The 18,138-nt window shown below is 71.9% G+C and carries 12 protein-coding genes; 2 read left to right on the top strand and 10 right to left on the bottom strand.

Annotation, left to right across the window (positions count from 1 at the left end):
- Nucleotides 1-105: 105 nt before the first annotated feature.
- The 4 genes from ABZT02_RS24745 to ABZT02_RS24760 form a co-directional block, all read right to left on the bottom strand.
- Nucleotides 106-429: a hypothetical protein gene (locus ABZT02_RS24745; protein ID WP_356020744.1), complete on the bottom strand. Its 324-nt coding sequence runs from the start codon at nucleotides 427-429 to the stop codon at nucleotides 106-108.
- Nucleotides 426-794, bottom strand: coding sequence for a WhiB family transcriptional regulator (locus ABZT02_RS24750; protein WP_356020746.1), 369 nt, complete (start codon nucleotides 792-794; stop codon nucleotides 426-428). The genes ABZT02_RS24745 and ABZT02_RS24750 overlap by 4 nt, the downstream gene beginning before the upstream one ends.
- 175 nt (nucleotides 795-969) lie before the next feature.
- Nucleotides 970-1,293, bottom strand: coding sequence for a hypothetical protein (locus tag ABZT02_RS24755; protein WP_356020748.1), 324 nt, complete (start codon nucleotides 1,291-1,293; stop codon nucleotides 970-972).
- 169 nt (nucleotides 1,294-1,462) lie between these two features.
- Nucleotides 1,463-3,658 (bottom strand): ATP-dependent DNA helicase UvrD2, encoded by a 2,196-nt coding sequence (locus ABZT02_RS24760; protein ID WP_356020751.1) that lies wholly within the window; start codon nucleotides 3,656-3,658, stop codon nucleotides 1,463-1,465.
- 182 nt (nucleotides 3,659-3,840) lie between these two features.
- On the opposite strand from ABZT02_RS24760, the gene ABZT02_RS24765 reads away from it, so the two are divergent.
- On the top strand, nucleotides 3,841-4,083 hold the full coding sequence (locus ABZT02_RS24765) for a mycoredoxin (RefSeq protein WP_355743206.1): 243 nt from the start codon (nucleotides 3,841-3,843) through the stop codon (nucleotides 4,081-4,083).
- Between the two features lie 34 nt (nucleotides 4,084-4,117).
- Here the strand turns inward: ABZT02_RS24765 and ABZT02_RS24770 are convergent, their stop codons facing one another.
- The 6 genes from ABZT02_RS24770 to ABZT02_RS24795 form a co-directional block, all read right to left on the bottom strand.
- A complete protein-coding gene (locus ABZT02_RS24770; protein WP_356020753.1) occupies nucleotides 4,118-4,729 on the bottom strand; it encodes a class I SAM-dependent methyltransferase in 612 nt (203 codons plus the stop codon).
- 10 nt (nucleotides 4,730-4,739) lie between these two features.
- A complete protein-coding gene (gene nudC / locus ABZT02_RS24775) occupies nucleotides 4,740-5,684 on the bottom strand; it encodes an NAD(+) diphosphatase (RefSeq protein ID WP_037719777.1) in 945 nt (314 codons plus the stop codon).
- A 153-nt stretch (nucleotides 5,685-5,837) separates the two neighbouring features.
- Nucleotides 5,838-7,250: a dipeptidase gene (locus tag ABZT02_RS24780; RefSeq protein ID WP_356020756.1), complete on the bottom strand. Its 1,413-nt coding sequence runs from the start codon at nucleotides 7,248-7,250 to the stop codon at nucleotides 5,838-5,840.
- 10 nt (nucleotides 7,251-7,260) lie between these two features.
- Nucleotides 7,261-10,779 (bottom strand): ATP-dependent DNA helicase, encoded by a 3,519-nt coding sequence (locus ABZT02_RS24785; protein WP_356020759.1) that lies wholly within the window; start codon nucleotides 10,777-10,779, stop codon nucleotides 7,261-7,263.
- 110 nt (nucleotides 10,780-10,889) lie between these two features.
- On the bottom strand, nucleotides 10,890-14,528 hold the full coding sequence (locus tag ABZT02_RS24790; protein ID WP_356020761.1) for a UvrD-helicase domain-containing protein: 3,639 nt from the start codon (nucleotides 14,526-14,528) through the stop codon (nucleotides 10,890-10,892).
- Between the two features lie 274 nt (nucleotides 14,529-14,802).
- Nucleotides 14,803-15,189, bottom strand: coding sequence for an MGMT family protein (locus tag ABZT02_RS24795; protein ID WP_356020763.1), 387 nt, complete (start codon nucleotides 15,187-15,189; stop codon nucleotides 14,803-14,805).
- Nucleotides 15,190-15,375: 186 nt separating this feature from the next.
- Here ABZT02_RS24795 and ABZT02_RS24800 point away from each other — a divergent pair, with 186 nt between their 5' ends.
- Nucleotides 15,376-18,057 carry a lysylphosphatidylglycerol synthase transmembrane domain-containing protein gene (locus ABZT02_RS24800; RefSeq protein WP_356020765.1) on the top strand — a complete coding sequence of 894 codons (2,682 nt, stop codon included), beginning with the start codon at nucleotides 15,376-15,378 and terminating at the stop codon, nucleotides 18,055-18,057.
- The last annotated feature ends 81 nt before the right edge of the window (nucleotides 18,058-18,138 follow it).

The following is an 18,138-nucleotide window of genomic DNA, read 5'->3' on the forward strand; positions in this document are numbered from 1 at the left end:
CGCGTCCGCGCCGATGTCGCCGAAGAGGGTCCACCACCACCAGGCGTTCGTCCCGGAGTTGACCACCACGTCGGGCAGTACGGTCACCCCCCGCGTGCGGTCGTGTTACTGCATGACGGCCATGGCGAGCGCACGGCGAGCACGCATGGAGGCGCGCTCGGCCCGGCGCTGCATCCGGCGGGCGGTCGCCAGGCGGATCGCCCGGCGTTCCTGCTCGGCCTCAAGCAGCCGGTCGTGCATATGCGCACGAGCCAGGGCTTCTGGGATGAGTTGCATCTCTCGGGTCCTGTTCTGACGCGAGTCGTTCGCGTCGGTGGTGGTGAAGTCTGGGATCGCGGAGCCTGCGGGCTCGCTGGTGGACGGCTTCATCGGGGCCTGCTTCGTGGGGTCGTTCGTGAGGGGGCGGTCGATCGTTCCTGCGATGTTCATGCTGTGACCGGGTTCTTGCGCGGGCGACCACGCGGCCGCTTCCGGGCGACGACGACACCCTGGACGAACAGCTCCCCACCCCAGACACCCCAGGGCTCACGCCGCTCCTTGGCGCCGGCGAGGCAGGCCTCCATGAGCGGGCAGGTGCGGCAGAGGGACTTGGCGTACTCGACGTCGGCCGGCGACTCGGCGAAGAAGACCTCCGGGTCGTAGGAACGGCAGGGGACGGGTACGCCGAGGTTCTCGATGGCGTCGTCGAGCGCGGTGAGCGCGGTGAGCGGGATCAAGGCGGAGTCCTCCGTGGGGCCGGGCGGGGGGATCGTTTCGGAAGGCGGTACGGACGGGGCGTGCGCTTCGAGTTGCACGGTTCGTCTTCCTCGTCTGTTCGGTCCGGCCCTGTTGGACCGGTAGTCGCTTGGTACCGGGTTCTTTTCTTGTCCCGAGGCCCCTTCGCTCCGCTCTCCCCGTTCGGGGAAAACAGAAGGGCCGCGGATCCCGGATGGGGTTCCGCGGCCCTGAAGGCGCCGGCCTGATCGACGATCAGGCTGGATCACTCCAGGGTTCTGGCCCACGGAAGGCCCACATCTGGTGGTGCTGCGTCGTCTGCTTCCGGAATCCGGCACCGGCCGCCGCAAAGGCATAGGCGTGCGCCTGTGCCACTACTGCTTCCAGTGCCTTGGTCGGTCGCTCATTGCGCTCACGGACGGGAAGGACCGCGAGAGACAGGGCGGACGCCGGACGCGCGGCAGAAATGCCGGACATACCGGTGCCCAGGTTCGAAACGCCGAGCATGCACGTGGAGACGACCGAGAGATCGGTCATTTTGGCGGTGCTGATGGCCGTGCTGCTGTTGATGCTGATCACTTCAATCGCCTCCTCTCGGCGTCTCTGGGGACGGCGGCGCGAGCCGCTGTCCGACGGATATGCAAGTAGAACACGGAATCGGGGCCTCCGAGAAGGCCTCCGTCCCCGTGGCTAAGAACCTATGGGGATTGCTGGGGCATGCGCAAACTATTTTTCCGACGAGTTGGGATCAGTCCTCATCTTCTTCTTCCGCAACCTCCTGGCCTGCGCAGATGGTCAGCACATCGGCTCCGTACCGGTTGAGCTTGCGCATGCCGACGCCCGGGATGCGCGCCAACTCGTGCTCGTCGTCGGGCACCGCCTCGGCGATCGCCATCAGGGTTTTGTCCGTGAAGACGCAGAACGCCGGCTGGCCACTGCGCTGCGCCTGTACGGCACGCCAGTCGCGCAGCCGCTCATAGAGCCCCTCGTCCATGTCGGAGGGGCAGTCCTCGCAACGCATCAGCTTCAACTCGCCCGCGTCGGTGAGCGTGCGCCCGCACACCCGGCAGCGCGCCGGGGTGCGCTGGGTGCGTCTCGGGCTGACGCCGACGGGGCTTGTGAAGCCGCGCTCGACGCCTCCGGGACCGCCGCCGGCGGTTCGCCCCGTGGTGGCGGTGGAGCCGGGGCGCAGTCCGTCGAGGAAGCGGCTGGGGCGGCGGTTGGCGCGGCCGCCGGGCGAGCGGGAGAGCGACCAGGAGACATGGAGGCGCTCGCGGGCCCGGGTGACGCCGACATAGAGGAGCCGACGCTCCTCCTCGACCTGCTCGTCGGTCTTCGCGTAGCTGATCGGCATCATGCCCTCGGCGACACCGACCAGGAAGACGGCGTCCCACTCCAGGCCCTTGGCCGAGTGCAGGGAGGCGAGGGTGACGCCCTCGACGGTCGGGGCGTGCTGGACACTGGCCCGCTCGTCGAGTTCGGCCACGAGGTCGTTCAGGGTGGCGCCGGATCGCGCGGCGGCGAAGTCCTGCGCGAGGTTCACCAGGGCGGTCAGGGACTCCCAGCGCTCCCTGACGGCGCCGGAGCCGGCCGGCGGCTCAGTGGTCCAGCCCTCGCCCGACAGCACGGCACGTACCTGGGAGGGCAGGTCGACGGCGTCGTCCAGCTGTGAGTCGTTGCCGCCGAAGCGGGCGGCGCCCCGGAGCTTGACGATGGCCCTGCGCACCTCGGGCCGGTCGAAGAACCGCTCGGCGCCGCGCAGCTGGTAGGGCACTCCGGCGTCGGCGAGGGCCTGTTCGTAGGTCTCGGACTGGGAGTTGGTGCGGAACAGGATGGCGATCTCACTGGCCCGGACGCCCGCGTCCATGAGCTCCCGGATACGGCGGGCGGCACCCTCGGCCTCGGCGGGCTCGTCGGTGTACTCGGTGTAGACGGGCTCGGGACCGGGTCGACGCTGGGAGATCAGTTCCAGCCGGTGGTCTGCGGCGCGGCCGCGGGCCTGGGCGAGCAGACCGTTGGCGAGATGAACGACCTGAGGGGTGGAGCGGTAGTCGCGGACCAGCTTGACGACGGTGGCACCGGGGTGGCGGGTACGGAAGTCGAGCAGATGGTCGGGAGTTGCACCGGTGAACGAGTAGATCGTCTGGCTGGCGTCGCCCACGACGCACAGGCTGTCGCGCCGCCCGAGCCACAGCTCCAGGAGGCGCTGCTGGAGGGGGCTGACGTCCTGGTACTCGTCGACGACGAAGTGCTGGTACTGGGAACGGACCTGTTCGGCGATGTCGTGCCGGTCCTGGAGGATGGCGACGGTCAGCAGCAGGACGTCCTCGAAGTCGATGACGGCGCGGTCGCGCTTGAGGTCCTCGTAGGCGGCGTAGAGCTGGGCGATCTCGGCCGCGGCGCGAGGGGTCTCACGGCCGGCCTTCGCGGCTGCGAGGGCGTAGTCGGACGGCACGGTCTGGGTGACCTTGGACCACTCGATCTCGCCGGTGACGTCCCTGAGCTCGCCCCGGTCGAGGCGGATGCGGCAGGCGGCGGCCGCGTCCGCGACGAGCTGGATCTTGCGGTCGACGAGCCGGGGCATGGATCCGCCGACGGCTTTCGGCCAGAAGTACTGGAGCTGTCGCAGGGCCGCCGAGTGGAACGTACGAGCCTGCACGCCCGCGGCGCCGAGCTGGCGCAGCCGTCCGCGCATCTCCCCGGCGGCGCGGTTGGTGAAGGTGACGGCGAGCACGCTGGAGGGCTGGAGGATTCCGGCCCGCACCCCGTAGGCGATGCGGTGGGTGATCGCCCGGGTCTTGCCGGTGCCGGCGCCCGCCAGCACGCACACCGGCCCGTGCAGGGCGGTGGCCACCTCGCGCTGCTCGGGGTCGAGCCCTTCGAGCACCGCGTCGGCCGAGTCCGGTGTGCGCGGGAAGAGCGTGGAGTGCGTTGCTGCTGTCACACGGCCATGCTGCCAGGTCGGCGGAGACGGGTGAGCCGGTTGTCCACAGGCAACCAGCCGCAGTCGTACTAATGCGGCAGGCGTCACCTGGCCAGCAGCTTGGGTCGGGAATGGCGCCCCGGTCGCATACGTTCCCTCATCGGACGACCTCTTCCCCGAGCCACCGAAGGAGCGCGCGAGACATGCAGGGCACTGTGACGATGTACAGCACCACGTGGTGCGGTTACTGCCAGCGGCTGAAGAAGCAGATGGACCGCGAAGGCATCGCGTACACCGAGATCAACATCGAGCAGGACCCGGCGTCCGCGGCGTTCGTGGAGAAGGCGAACGGCGGGAATCAGACGGTTCCCACCGTGCTGTTCGCCGACGGTTCGACGCTCACGAACCCGTCGCTGGCACAGGTGAAGCAGAAGATCAGCGCGTAAGCACTGCGGGCATGGAGGCGGTTCCTGAGACGGCTCAGGGGCCGCCTTCTTGTGGTTTGTCCCACACCGCCGTGTAGCGCCACAGCAGGTGGCGCCGGTAGCGGCAGCCGGGCAGGAGGCGACGGGCAGCCCCGCGGGCCTCGGCCCAGTGCACGGGCGGGTCCTCCATGGGCATGTCCGCCGGGGCCCGCTTGCCGCCCCGCAGCCGTCTGATGAGCAGGCTCGCGGGCAGGCCGCAGCCGCTGATGACCCAGTCCAGGGCGGTCTCGTTGTACGCCATCCCGACGATCACCAGCCGTCCGCCGGGAGCCAGCAGCCGGACCAGGCCGGCGACCGCGTCCTCGAAGGGCGCGTGGTGCACCACGGCGACCGCGCTGACGAAGTCGTACTTGCCCTTGGGCAGGGTCGTTCCGTCGAGGTAGTCCGCCTCCAGGAACGTGATGTTCCCGGAGGCGACCGCGCGCGCCTGCCGGATCATCTCCGGTGAGCGGTCGACGCCCGTGACGGACGCGGCCTTCCGAGCCAGCTTGCGGGCGAGCAGGCCGTCCCCGCACCCGACGTCCAGCGCCTCCCGGCAACCGTCCGGGACGGCGTCGAGCACACGGGAGTGGTAGTGGACGTTGTGGTTCCAGTACGGGTCCGGCATGCCCGTCCTCTCAGACAAAACTCCTGGTCGGCAATGGCTTCCCGTACCAGAGCTCGATCAGACGGGCCGCGATGGAGATGCCGTACGGCGGGAGGACCTCGCCGGACTCGAAGGCGGCCTGGAGTTCATCCCGGGAGAACCAGCGGGCTTCGTGGATCTCGTCGCCGTCGACGTCGATGTCGGTGGAGGTGGCGCGGGCCATGAAACCGAGCATGAGGCTGGAAGGGAACGGCCAGGGCTGGCTGGCGACGTACTCGACCGGGCCGACGGTGATGCCGGCCTCCTCGAAGACCTCGCGCCGCACCGACTGCTCGATGGACTCGCCCGGTTCGACGAAGCCGGCGAGGGTCGAGAAGCGGCCCTCCGGCCAGTGCACCTGGCGGCCGAGCAGGATGCGGTCCTGATCGTCCGTGACGGCCATGATCACGGCCGGGTCGGTGCGCGGGTAGTGCTCGGCGCCGCAGGCCTGGCAGCGGCGGATGTGGCCGGCCGCGGCGATGACGGTGCGCTCTCCGCAGCGGGAGCAGAAACGGTGGGTGCGCTGCCAGTTCTCCAGGCCGACGGCGTGCACCATCAGGCCCGCCTCGCGCGCGGACAGCAGCAGGCCGGCCTCGCGCAGACCGGCGGGGCGCGCGGACTGGTCGATGCGGCCGGGCAGCGCGTCCTTCTGGAGGGCGAAGTAGCGGACGCCGTCCTCGTCGATGCCGAGGAAGTAGCGGTGCGCCTCGGTGAGCGGGGCCTCGAAGGACGGGGTCATGACGAGTTCGGTACGGCCGTCCGCCGTCTCGTCTATGAGGACCTGACCGCCGGAGACCACGAAGCAGCGGGTCGTGGGGTGGCTCCACGCCGCCGCGAGCCAGGCCTCGTCGAGCCGGTGGTGCGCGGCGCGGTCGATGCCGCTGGGAGCGGTGAGCGAGACAGGACGGTCGGCGGTGTGGTCGGTCCAGGTGGTCACGGGTGCTTCCAACTCCCCCGGTGCAGCGGATTGTTTCGGCGGGCGGTTCGGCGGGACGTATGGCGCGGGGCGACCGGGTCCGGCGGGGCTACGCGGTGCGGGGCGGCCCTTTCAGTGTGCCCCGCGCGCTGCCGGTCCGGCGGCGTGAGCCGGTCAGGGCGCATGGCTCCAGTGCTCGGCCAGATCACCCCACAGGTACGCGGAGGTCTCGACGCCCTTGAGCAGCAGATCGAGCTCGACCTTCTCGTTCGGCGCGTGCCAGCCGTCGGAGGGAACGGAGATGCCGAGGAACAGCACGGGCGCGCCGAGGACTTCCTGGAGGTCGGCGGCGGGGCCCGAGCCGCCCTCGCGGGTGAAGCGGACCGGCTGGTCGAAGGCGCGGCCCATGGCCCGTACGACGGACTGCAGCGCCGGGTGGTCCAGCGGGGTCAGGCATGGGCGCGTGGCGGCACCGAAGATGATCTCCAGCCGGATGCCGGCGGGCACCTGTTCGGCGGCCCAGGCGCGGACCGCCTTCTCGATGTGGACCGGGTCCTGCCCTGCGACCAGCCGGAAGGAGAGCTTGACCATCGCGGAGGACGGGACGACCGTCTTGCTGCCGGGGCCCTGGTAGCCGCCGCCGATGCCGTTGACCTCGGCGGTCGGTCGGGCCCAGACGCGCTCAAGGGTGGTGTAACCGGCCTCGCCGTGGGTGGCGTGCGACTTGGCCGTGCGCAGCCACCGCTCCTCGTCGAAGGGCAGCTCGGCGAAGAGCTCCCGCTCACGGTCGGTCAGTTCGACGATGCCGTCGTAGAAGCCGGGGACCGCCACGCGCGCGTGCTCGTCGTGCAGGGCGGCGACCAAGCGGGCGGCGGCCGTGGCCGGGTTGGGGACGGCTCCGCCGAAGGAGCCGGAATGGATGTCCTGGTCCGGACCGTACAGCCGGATCTCGCACTCGGCGAGGCCACGCATCCCGGTGCACACGGTGGGGGTGTCCTCGGACCACATGCCGGTGTCGGAGACGATCACGGCGTCGGCCGCGAGCCTTTGCGCGTGCTCCTCGACCAGTGCGCGGAAGTGCGGGGAGCCGGACTCCTCCTCGCCCTCGACGAGCAGCTTGAGGTTCACCGCTGGGGCGGTGCCGCCGGTGGTGGCGAGGTGGGCGCGGACACCGAGGGTGTGGAAGAGGACCTGGCCCTTGTCGTCGGCCGCCCCGCGCGCGTAGAGACGGTTGTCGCGGACGACCGGCTCGAAGGGGTCGCTGTCCCAGCCGTCCTCGCGGGCGGCGGGCTGTACGTCGTGGTGGCCGTAGACGAGGACCGTGGGCGCCGCGGGGTCCGCGGCGGGCCACTCGGCGAAGACGGCGGGCGCGCCCGGGGTCTCCCAGACCTCGGCCGTGGGGAACCCGGTCTCCTTGAGCTTGGCGGCGAGCCAGTCGGCGCTGCGGCGTACATCGGGTCCGTGGTCGGGCTGGGCCGAGACGGACGGGATGCGCAGCCATTCGGCGAGGTCGTCGAGGAAGGCGGCGCGGTATTGCTCGATGTACGTACGGACAGCGCTGACGACACTGTCAACGGGTTGGCTCATGGTCACGAGCCTATCGGCCCGCACCGACATCCTCGTTGGGCGGTTCCTCACAGTCCGCTTGCCGGGAACCGTCCGACCGCCCTCCCGGTTCCTGTGTCAGCAGCCGCTCCAGGGCGGCCCGGTCCGGCAGATTCCTCGGCCGTACGACGTCTCCGGAGCGGACGTACAGGAACGCCGCCGTGACCGATTCCACAGGGACGCCCTGCCGCTCGGCCCAGGCCAGCCGGTACACGGCGAGCTGGAGGGGGTCGGCGGTGCGGGTGCGGCTGGTCTTCCAGTCGACGATCTCGTACGTCGTGGTGTCCCCGTCGCTCTCCCGGTAGACGGCGTCGATACGGCCCCGGACCACGCGGCCCGCGATGGCGAGCTGGAAGGGCGTCTCGAGGCGGTAGGGGGTGCGGTGGGCGTACTCGCTGCGCTCGAAGGCGTCCTTGAGTGCTTCCAGATCGCGTTCATCGGCGATCTCGGCCTCGCTGCCGGGCAGGTCGTCCGGCTCCAGCAGGGGCAGGGTCAGGGCTTCGAAGCGGGCCTCGACCCAGGCGTGGAAGCGGGTGCCCTGACGTGCGGCGGGTTGCGGAGGGTGCGGCATGGGGCGCGCGAGTTCCTGCGCGAGCCCGTCGGGGTCGGCGGCCAGGCGAAGCACCTGGGACGCGGTGAGCGATGCGGGCAGGGGTACGTCGGTGACGGCTTCCCGCGCGCGCAGGAGTTCGCCGGTGAGGGCGTCGAGGTCGCGGTCCCAGGAGGCGATGGCGCGGGCTTCCTCGGGGGTGAGGGCTTCCGGCTCAGCGGGGTGGGGGCGGGCCGGCGTGGTGGGGATCTCCGGCGCGGTGGCCTGGTGCGGGACGGCGGGGCGGTCCGTCGTCAAGGTGTCCCAGTCCGCGGAGACGTCAACCCCGACGAGCTCGTCGTCGAAGGGAGCCTCTTCGGCGTACAGCGGCTCGTCGTCGTCCGGCGGCGGGGGCCAGTCCGGGTCGTCGTAGGTGTCCGGGTCGTGTACGGCCGCGGGGTGGGTGTCCGTGTGGGCGGCGAGGTCCTCCAGGTGGTCCAGGACCGTCTGAGCGGCCGCCCGGCGTCGGGCGAGGGCTCGGTCGTCCAGGGGGAGGGGCCAGACCTGGTCCTCGGTCCGGCTGTGCAGGACGGGGTTCTCCTCGTCCTCGGCGGGCTCGTCGGCCCATGCCTCGATCTCGCCGTGGCCGGCCGTGCAGTGGTCGTACAGGGCCTGGAGGAAGTCGGACGGTCCTCGGGGCTTCTTCTGTGAGGGCCCCCACCAGTGGCCGGAGCCGAGCAGGAGGGAGCGGGGCCGGGTGAAGGTGACGTAGCCGAGGCGGAGTTCCTCGGTGTGCTGGTGGTCCTTCATGGCCTCGTGGAAGGCCTTCATGCCCCGTGCGTCCCAGGACGCGATGTCGGGGAGGGTGTCGGTGTCGCCGCGCAGCGCGTGCGGCAGCACCTTGCCCTGGGCGGTCCACTTCTCGCGTCCCTGGGTGCTCGGGAACGTCCCGGTGACCAGGCCCGGGACGGCGACGACGTCCCACTCCAGGCCCTTGGACTTGTGCGCGGTGAGCACCTTGACGGTGTTCTCGCCGCCGGGCAACGCGTTGTCCAGGCCCTTCTCGTACTGGGCGGCGGTGCGCAGGAAGGCGAGGAAGGCGAGGAGGGTCGCCTCGTTGTCCCCGGCCGCGAACGAGGCGGCGATGTCGAGGAAGTTGGACAGGGTTTCGCGGCGGCGGGCGGCCAACGCGTGCGGGGAAGCCGACAGTTCGACCTCCAGCCCGGTCACGGCGAGGACGCGGTGCAGAACGTCCATCAGGGGGTCGGCGAGCGAGCGGCGAAGATCGCGCAGTTCGGCGGCCAGGCGCGCGAACCGCACGCGCGCGTCCGGCGAGAAGGGCAGCCCGTCGTCGTCCTCGTCGTCGCTGTAGAGGGGCGTCTCCAGGAAGGTCTCCAGGGCGTCGGCGAGCGATATCACCTCGGCCGGGTCGACCCCCTCGACGGCCTCGGCGAGCCGGCGGTCGGGGTCGTCGTCGCCGTCGACACGCGTGTGGGAGACCAGCCGCCGGGCGCGCCTGCCGAGGAGGGCGAGGTCGCGGGGGCCGATGCGCCAGCGCGGGCCGGTCAGCAGACGGACCAGGGAGGCGTTGGCGCCGGGGTCCTGGAGGACCTCGCAGACGGCGACCAGGTCGGCGATCTCGGGCAGGTGCAGCAGGCCCGAGAGGCCGACCACCTCCACCGGGACGTCCCGCTCGACGAGGGCGCCCTGGATCTCGGCGAAGTCGGTCGCCGTGCGGCACAGGACGGCGATCTCGCCGGGCTCCTTGCCGGTCCGCACGAGATGGGCGATGGAGTCCGCGAGCCAGTCGATCTCCTCGGCGTGGGTGGGCAGGAGAGCGCAGCGCACCATGCCGTCGCGTTCGGCGCCGGGGGCCGGGCGGAGGGCCTCCACGCCCGCGTGCATGGCGCGCAGGGGCTCGGCGAGGCCGTTGGCGAGGTCGAGGAGGCGGCCGCCGCTGCGGCGGTTCTCGCTGAGGGACTGGCGGGTGGCGGGCCGGCCGTCGGGATGGGCGAAGTGCTCGGGGAAGTCGTCGAGGTTGGCGACGGAGGCTCCCCGCCAGCCGTAGATGGCCTGGCAGGGGTCGCCGACGGCGGTGACCGGGTGGCCGGAGCCCGCGCCGAACAGCCCCGCCAGCAGGACGCGCTGGGCGACCGAGGTGTCCTGGTACTCGTCGAGCAGCACCACCCGGAACTCGTCACGCAGGACGCGGCCCACCTCCGGGATCCCCGCGAGGCGTGCGGACAGGGCGATCTGGTCGCCGAAGTCGAGCAGGTCGCGTTCGCGTTTGGCGGAGCGGTAGCGGACGACCAGGTCGGCGAGTTCACGGCGGGACGCGGCCGCCTCGGGGACCTTGCGCAGGGCGTCGTTGGTGAGTTTGGCGCCCTGCAGGGTGAGCAGCAGCTCGGCGTCGTGGGCCCGCAACTGCTCGGGGCGGACCAGGTGCTCGGCGAGTTCGGCGTCGAGGGTGAGGAGATCGCTGACCAGGTCGGCGAAGGAGCGGGTCAGGGCCGGGTAGGGGCCGGGGGCCTCGCGCAGCACGCGCGCGGCGAGCTGGTAGCGGGTGGCGTCGGCGAGGAGGCGGGAGGTCGGTTCGAGGCCGATACGAAGGCCGTGGTCGGTCAGCAGGCGGCCCGCGAAGGCGTGGTAGGTGGAGATCACGGGTTCGCCCGGCGGGTTGTCCGGGTCGATGACGTCGGGGTCGGTGACGCCCGCCCTGATGAGTGCCTTGCGGACGCGCTCGGCGAGTTCACCGGCGGCCTTGTTGGTGAAGGTGAGGCCGAGGACCTGTTCGGGGGCGACCTGGCCGGTGCCGACCAGCCAGACCACGCGTGCCGCCATCACCGTCGTCTTGCCCGAGCCGGCGCCGGCCACGATCACCTGCGGGGCGGGCGGCGCGGTGATGCAGGCCGTCTGCTCCGGGGTGAACGGGATGCCGAGGAGCTCCTTGAGCTGATCGGGATCGGTGATACGGGCGGGCATGTCGCAGAGGCTAGCGGCGCGCACTGACAGCGGAGGACGAATCGCCTCTCGCGGCGGAAGATGTGCAGGTCAGCACGTGTGGTGCGACTGATCACACCGGCATGCTCACCTCACTCCACGACGTGCCGTCCCTCCGGCTGGGCGCTGCACGACGCCCGGAACGCGCAGTGGCCGCAGTGCTGGCCGGCGCTCGGCGTGAACCGTTCGTCGAGGACCTTGCCGGCCGCCGTGGCGAGCAGGTCACCGACCCACTCCCCCTCCAGCGGCTCCTGGGCCTGCACCTTGGGCAGGGTCTCGCCGCCGTCCCGCTTGGGGGCGCCCTGGCGCAGTTGGACGAGTTCGGCGCCACCCGGCTCGGGCCGTACGCCGTCGAAGGCCTCGTCGACGGCGCCTTCACGGACGGCGAGCTGGTAGACGGCGAGCTGGGGGTGGCGTTCCACTTCGGCGGAACTCACCGGCTGCTTGCCGGTCTTGAAGTCGACGACGTACGCGCGCCCCTCGCCGTCGGCCTCGACGCGGTCCATCTGGCCGCGGATGCGCACCTCGACCTCGCCCGCTTCGAGGGTGACGTCGAAGTCGTGCTCGCTGGCCACCGGTGTGCGGCCGGTGCGGTCCATGACGTGCCACTTGAGGAAGCGTTCGAGCGCCACGCGCGCGTTCTCCTTCTCCTGCGCCGACTTCCAGGGCGCGTCGAAGGCGAGCGCGTTCCACACGGAGTCGAGGCGCTCCATGAGGACGTCGAGGTCGGCGGGGGTGTGCCCGGAGGCGACCTCGTCGGCGAGGACGTGCACGACGTTGCCGAAGCCCTGGGCGACCGTCGCGGGCGCGTCGGCCTTCACCTCGCGGCCCAGGAACCACTGCAGGGCGCAGGTGTTGGCGAGCTGGTCGAGGGCGCTGCCGGAGAGCACGACGGGCTCATCACGGTTGCGCAGCGGCACCTTGGACTCGGTCGGCTCGAACATGCCCCACCAGCGGTAGGGGTGGGCCGAGGGGACGAGCGGGCGGCCGTCCTCGTCGGCGAGGGCGGCGAGCCGGGCGAGGCGACGGGCGGCGGCCTGCCTCAGAGTGTCGGAGACGCGCGGGTCGACGGTGGTGGCGCGGAGTTCGGCGACGAGGGCGGCGACCGAGAGGGGGCGGCGCGGGCGGCCGGTCACATCCTCGGGTTCGACGCCGAGTTCGGTCAGGAAGCGGGAGGGCTGGTCGCCGTCGTCGGCCGGTGCCTTCACCGCCGTGACGACGAGTCGCTCACGCGCACGCGTGGCGGCCACGTAGAACAGGCGGCGCTCCTCGGCGAGCAGGGCGCCCGGGGTGAGCGGTTCGGCGAGTCCGTCGCGGCCGATGCGGTCGGCCTCCAGGAGCGAGCCGCGGCGACGCAGATCCGGCCACAGGCCCTCCTGGACGCCCGCGACGACGACCAGCCGCCACTCCAGGCCCTTGGAGCGGTGCGCGGTCATCAGACGGACGGCGTCGGGGCGTATGGCTCGCCGGGTGAGGGTGTCGGCGGCGATGTCCTCGGAGTCGATCTCCTCCAGGAAGTTCAGGGCGCCGCGGCCTCCGGTGCGCTCCTCCGCGCGGGCGGCCGTCGCGAACAGCGCACAGACGGCGTCGAGATCCCGGTCCGCGTTGCGCCCCGCGGCGCCGCCGCGCCGGGCGGCCCGCTCCAGACGCCCGGGCCACGGCGTGCCCTCCCACAGGTCCCACAGCGCCTCCTCGGCGCTGCCGCCGTTCGCGAGACGCTGCCGGGCCTTGCCGAGCAGTGCGCCGAGCCGCTGGGCCCCGCGCGCGTACGCGGGGTCGTGCACGGCCAGGCGTTCGGGCTCGGCGAGGGCCCGCGCGAGCAGCACGTCGGAGGGCGGCGGCAGGGCGTTGCCCGCGGCCCGCTCCTCGTCCCGCAGGGCCCGCCCGAGGCGGCGCAGGTCGGCGGCGTCCATCCCGGCGAGGGGGGAGGTGAGGAGGGTGAGCGCGGTCTCGGTGTCGAGCCAGGAGGTCTCCGCCGACGGTTCTTCGGGGGCGGGCCGCGGCTCGTCGTCCGGGTCCGGTTGCGGCTCTGCGTCGGACACTGGCTGCGGCTCGACGTCCGGCACCGGTTGCGGCTCTACGTCCGACCCCTGTTGCGACTCGCCATCCGACACCGGCTGCGGCTCTGCGTCCGACCCCTGTTGCGGCTCGCCGTCCGATACCAGCTCCGGCTCTGCGTCCGGGCCCTGCTGCGTCTCGCCGCCGGACACCGGCTGCAGCTCATCGCCGGACACCCGCTGGAGCTCATCTCCGGATACCTGCCGCGGCTCGTCGCCGGACGCCCGCTGCGGCTCGCCGGCGACGCCGCCCTCCGTAAGCCGTGCGGCACCCTCCGCCGCCTCCGCCGTGGCCACCGCGCGCAACGCCGTCAGCAGCGGCGCCACCGCCGGTTCGTGTCGCAGCGCCAGGTCGTCGCCATCGATGTCGAGGGGGACGCCGGCCGCCGTGAGAGCGCGCCGGGCCGTCGGAATCGTGCGGGATCCCGCGCGTACCAGGACCGCCATCTCGCCCCAGGGGACGCCGTCCTCCAGATGCGCCCGGCGCAAAATGTCCGCGATGTTGTCCAGTTCGGTGCCGGACGTCGGGTACGTGTACACCTCCACGCGTCCCCCGTCCCGGACCGGGGCGAGCTCGCGATGGGCGCGGACTTTCTCCGCCGGCAGCCGGGTCAGAGGCATGCGCTGGGTCACCAGGCGGGTCGCGGCCAGCAGGTCGGCGCCGGAGCGGCGGGCGGTGCGCAGGACCTCGACGGGGGCCGGCAGGCCGTCCGCGCGGGGGAAGGCGTACGGGAAGTCGAGGATGCCGTTCACGTCCGCGCCCCGGAACGCGTAGATCGACTGGTCGGGGTCGCCGAAGGCGACGAGGGTGCGTCCGCCGCCGGCGAGGGCGCGCAGCAGCCGTACCTGGGCCGGGTCGGTGTCCTGGTACTCGTCGACGAACACGGCGTCGTACTGGGCGGCGAGTCGCTCGGCGACCTCGGGGCGGCGGGCGAGGAGCACCGCGCGGTGGACGAGTTCGGCGTAGTCGAGGACGCCCTGGAGATCGAGGACGTCGAGGTACTCGGCGAGGAAGGCGGCTGCGGCCCGCCAGTCGGGACGGCCGATGCGGCGGGCGAAGGCGTCCAGGGCGCCGGGGCCGAGTCCCAGTTCGCGGCTGCGGGCGAGGACCGCGCGGACCTCGTCGGCGAAGCCGCGGGTGGTCAGGCAGGCACGCAGTTCGTCCGGCCAGCGCACGTGCGCGAGGCCGAGCCGCTCCAGGTCGGGCTGGCCCGCGAGCAGTTCGCGGACGGTGACGTCCTGCTCGGGCCCCGACAGCAGTCGCAGCGGCTCCACGAAAAGGTCGCTGTCCTGGTGGGCGCGGACCAGGGCGTAGCAGAACGAGTGGAAGGTCGTCGCCTGCGGAGCGCGCGCCGCTCCTATGCGCAGGGCCATGCGGTCACGCAGTTCGACGGCCGCCTTGCGGCTGAACGTCAGCACGAGCACGCGCGCGGGGTCCCCTCCACGGGCGATTCGCGACGCCACCGACTCGACGAGCGTGGTGGTCTTCCCGGTGCCCGGGCCTGCGAGAACGAGCAAAGGGCCGCTTCCGTGCTCAACCACGGCCCGTTGTGCGGCGTCCAGACGAGGGGGAGCCACGCGGGCCGGTGGGGTACGCACCAGTCGGTAAGCGCCACGGGTCCCCTGGCGCACCTGGGAGTGCGACAGACGCCTGGTGGAGGAAGAGGAGCTCACGTGGTTCGCCGGTCCTGGTGGGTGTGCTGTTGGGCGGCCCGCCGCGCGGGAGGGCGGTGGACGGGGGGTGAGGGGGACGCGTGCCGCCGACGCTACGCCGACGCCGAGTGCGGAAGCAGGGCTTCCGCTTCTTCCCGTGCGACCCATGCGGCCCACGGGACGCTCGCGACCCGTACGTCCCTCACCCCACGAACGTACGGCATGCCACAGACGTGCCGGGTTTCCCCCGTACGGGCCTCAGGGTGTTCCCGGGCCCCGGGGATGGCGGAAGCTGTCAGGTGTGACCCTCCGCCCGATGGCCGCCGTCCCAGCGCGCCCGCCTCATGTCGAGGCGCGGCAGATGGCCCTCGGTGGCCCTGCTCGCCTCCTTCAGGGGCGTGCCCTCGGCGCGGTACCGGTCGAGCGCCCGCAGTTCGTGTCCCGGGAGCAGGACGCCGTCCGCGCGGACGACACGCCACCACGCGACGGCTCCGCCGTACAGGGCCATCACCCGGCCGACCTGGCGGGGTCCGCCCTCCTCCAGCCACTCGGCGACGTCGCCGTACGTCATGACGCGCCCGGGCGGAATGCGTTCGGCGACGTCGAGGACCCGCTCGGCGTACTCCGGCAGCTCGTCCGCGTACTCCGGGCGGGCGTCGTGAGGAAGGCTCTGCTCGCTCATCCGCCCCATCCTGCACCACCCCACCGACAATGTGACGGGCTCGCGACCGTGCGTATACCTCCCCCGGGGACAGCGCTTCCGGCAGACTGTGCGCCCCCGCATACGCACCCTGACACCCTTGTGTGTCGGTGGGGCATGCCACCATCGTGCGGGCGGTGACTGGTGATACGAGATCAAGAAGAGACGATGAAGCCACAGGGTGTGCACCCGGAGGACGCCGAGAGCACCTCTGACGCTTCGTCGCGCCCCGACACCGCCGACGCCGAAGAAGTGCACGCCGACGCGGTCGAGAGCGACGAACCGCTCCTCCCCGCGCGCGTGCACCGGCCGTCCGACCTCATGCGGCTGCTGGTCGGCGTGCTGGCCGTCGTCATCCTGCTCGCGATCGCCGCGTTCGCGCACGGCACCACCTCCGGTCTCGAACAGGACATCAACAAGGGCACCGGGCAGGCGCCCGACCTGCTCATCAAGATCGCCGGTCTCGCCTCCAGCATCGCGATCCTCCTGGTCCCGGTCGCGTTCGCGATCGAACGGCTGATCAAGCGCGACGGACTGCGGATCGCCGACGGTGTGCTCGCCGCGGTCCTGGCCCACGGTGTGACACTCGCCACCGACCTGTGGGTCGCCAAGGCGGCCCCGGGCTCGATCCAGGAGGCGCTCACCCAGCCCTCCCCCGGCGACATCCACGCCCTCACCGATCCCGTGCACGGCTATCTGGCGCCCGTCATCGCCTATATGACGGCCGTCGGCATGTCCCGCAGGCCGCGCTGGCGGGCGGTGCTGTGGATCGTGCTGATGCTCGACGCGTTCTCGATGCTCGTCACCGGCTACACCACACCGTTCTCGATCATCCTGACGGTGCTGATCGGCTGGACGGTCGCCTACGGCACGCTGTACGCGGTCGGCTCACCCAATGTCCGGCCCACCGGGCGGACGCTGATCGCGGGCCTGCGGACCGTCGGCTTCCACCCGGTCAGCGCGGCCCGCGAGGAGGCCTCGGAGACCGCGGAGAATGGCGACCGCGGCCGACGCTACTTCGTCACCCTGGAGGATGGCCCGCCGCTGGACGTGACGGTGGTCGACCGGGAGCAGCAGGCGCAGGGGTTCTTCTACCGTGTGTGGCGCAACCTGACGCTGCGCGGTTTCGCCACCCGCAGCAGCCTCCAGTCGCTCCGGCAGGCGCTGGAGCAGGAGGCGCTGCTCGCCTACGCGGCGATCGCGGCCGGTGCCAACGCGCCCAAGCTGATCGCCACCTCCGAACTGGGCCCCGACGCCGTGATGCTCGTCTACGAGCACACCGGCGGGCGCACACTCGAGTCGCTGGCCGAGGACGAGATCACCGACGAACTGCTGCGCAACACCTGGCGTCAGGTGCAGGCGCTGCAGTCTCGGCGCATCGCGCACCGCAGGCTCGCGGGTGACGCGATCTTGGTGGATCGTTCCGGCGCGGTGATCCTCACCGATCTGCGCGGCGGTGAGATCGCGGCCAGCACCCTGCTGCTGCGCATGGACGTCGCCCAGCTGGTGACGACCCTGGGGCTGCTGGCGGGCGCGGAACGCGCGGTGGCCTCGGCGGTCAGCATCCTCGGCCCCGACGCCGTGGCCGACTGTCTGCCGATGCTCCAGCCCATCGCGCTGACGCGCTCCACGCGCGCGACGCTGCGCAGACTGGCCCGGGAGCGGGCCCAGCGGGAGCGCGAGGCGGTCCTGGACGCGTCCCAGCAGGCCAAGCAGGCCCGTCTGGAGGAAGCACCGGACGACACCAGGCCCGTACTCGAGAAGCCCGACAAGAAGACCGTCAAGGCGGAGGCCCGGGCGGAGAAGCGGGCTATCGACGAGGCCATCGAAGAGTCCCGCGAGGAGGACCTGCTGACGCAGATCCGCCACCAGGTGCTCCTGATCAGGCCGCAGGCGCCGGTCGAACCGGCCCGTCTGGAGCGGGTGAAGCCGCGCACGCTGATCAGTTTCATCGCGGGTGCCATCGGCGCGTACTTCCTGCTGACGCAGCTCACCCACATCGAGTTGGGGCCCCTCGTCGCCAACGCCGAGTGGGGCTGGGTCGCCGCGGCCGTGCTGTTCTCCGCGGCCAGTTACTTCGCCGCCGCCATGGCCCTGCTGGGCTTCGTGCCCGAGCGGGTGGGGTTCCTGCGGACGGTCGCGGCCCAGGTCGCCGGTTCGTTCGTGAAGATCGTCGCCCCGGCCGCGGTCGGCGGTGTGGCGCTCAACACACGCTTCCTGCAACGCCAAGGGGTGCGGCCGGGGCTCGCGGTGGCCAGTGTCGGCGCCTCGCAGTTGTTCGGGCTCGGCTGCCACATCCTGATGCTCCTGTCCTTCGGCTATCTGACCGGTACCGAGAAGACGCCGTCGCTGTCGCCGTCCAGGACCGTCATCGCAGGTCTGCTGACGGTGGCGGTGCTCGTGCTCGTGGTCACCTCGGTGCCGTTCCTCAGGAAGTTCGTCGTCACGCGCGTGAGGTCGCTGTTCGCGGGTGTCGTGCCGCGCATGCTGGACGTGCTCCAGCGTCCGCAGAAGCTGATCACCGGCATCGGCGGCATGCTGCTGCTGACGGCCTGCTTCGTGATGTGCCTGGACGCCTCCATCCGCGCCTTCGGCAGCGAGGGCACCTCGCTCAGCATCGCCAGCGTCGCCGTCGTCTTCCTCGCCGGCAACGCGCTCGGTTCGGCGGCCCCGACACCGGGCGGTGTGGGCGCCGTGGAGGCCACCTTGACGGTCGGTCTGATCGCCGTGGGGCTCCCCAAGGAGGTCGCCGCACCGGCCGTTCTGCTGTTCCGCCTGCTGACGCTGTGGCTGCCGGTGCTGCCGGGCTGGCTGGCCTTCAACCAGCTGTCCCGGAAGGGCGCCCTGTAGTCGTACCGCGCCGGCCGAGAGGGGTACCTCTTACGCCTCGCGCCCCGGGCATTCCCGCCCGCGCGAGCGCAGGATGGGTGC

The sequence above is a fragment of the Streptomyces sp. NPDC005402 genome (genome assembly GCF_040606575.1).
Taxonomy (GTDB): domain Bacteria; phylum Actinomycetota; class Actinomycetes; order Streptomycetales; family Streptomycetaceae; genus Streptomyces.

Bases quoted from the DNA above. Each gene is read 5' to 3' on its own strand.
- ABZT02_RS24800 (WP_356020765.1), top strand. From the start codon at position 15,376: ATGAAGCCACAGGGTGTGCACCCGGAGGACGCCGAGAGCACCTCTGAC.
- ABZT02_RS24785 (WP_356020759.1), bottom strand. From the start codon at position 10,779: ATGCCCGCCCGTATCACCGATCCCGATCAGCTCAAGGAGCTCCTCGGC.
- ABZT02_RS24745 (WP_356020744.1), bottom strand. From the start codon at position 429: ATGAACATCGCAGGAACGATCGACCGCCCCCTCACGAACGACCCCACG.
- ABZT02_RS24770 (WP_356020753.1), bottom strand. From the start codon at position 4,729: ATGCCGGACCCGTACTGGAACCACAACGTCCACTACCACTCCCGTGTG.
- ABZT02_RS24765 (WP_355743206.1), top strand. From the start codon at position 3,841: ATGCAGGGCACTGTGACGATGTACAGCACCACGTGGTGCGGTTACTGC.
- ABZT02_RS24780 (WP_356020756.1), bottom strand. From the start codon at position 7,250: ATGAGCCAACCCGTTGACAGTGTCGTCAGCGCTGTCCGTACGTACATC.
- ABZT02_RS24795 (WP_356020763.1), bottom strand. From the start codon at position 15,189: ATGAGCGAGCAGAGCCTTCCTCACGACGCCCGCCCGGAGTACGCGGAC.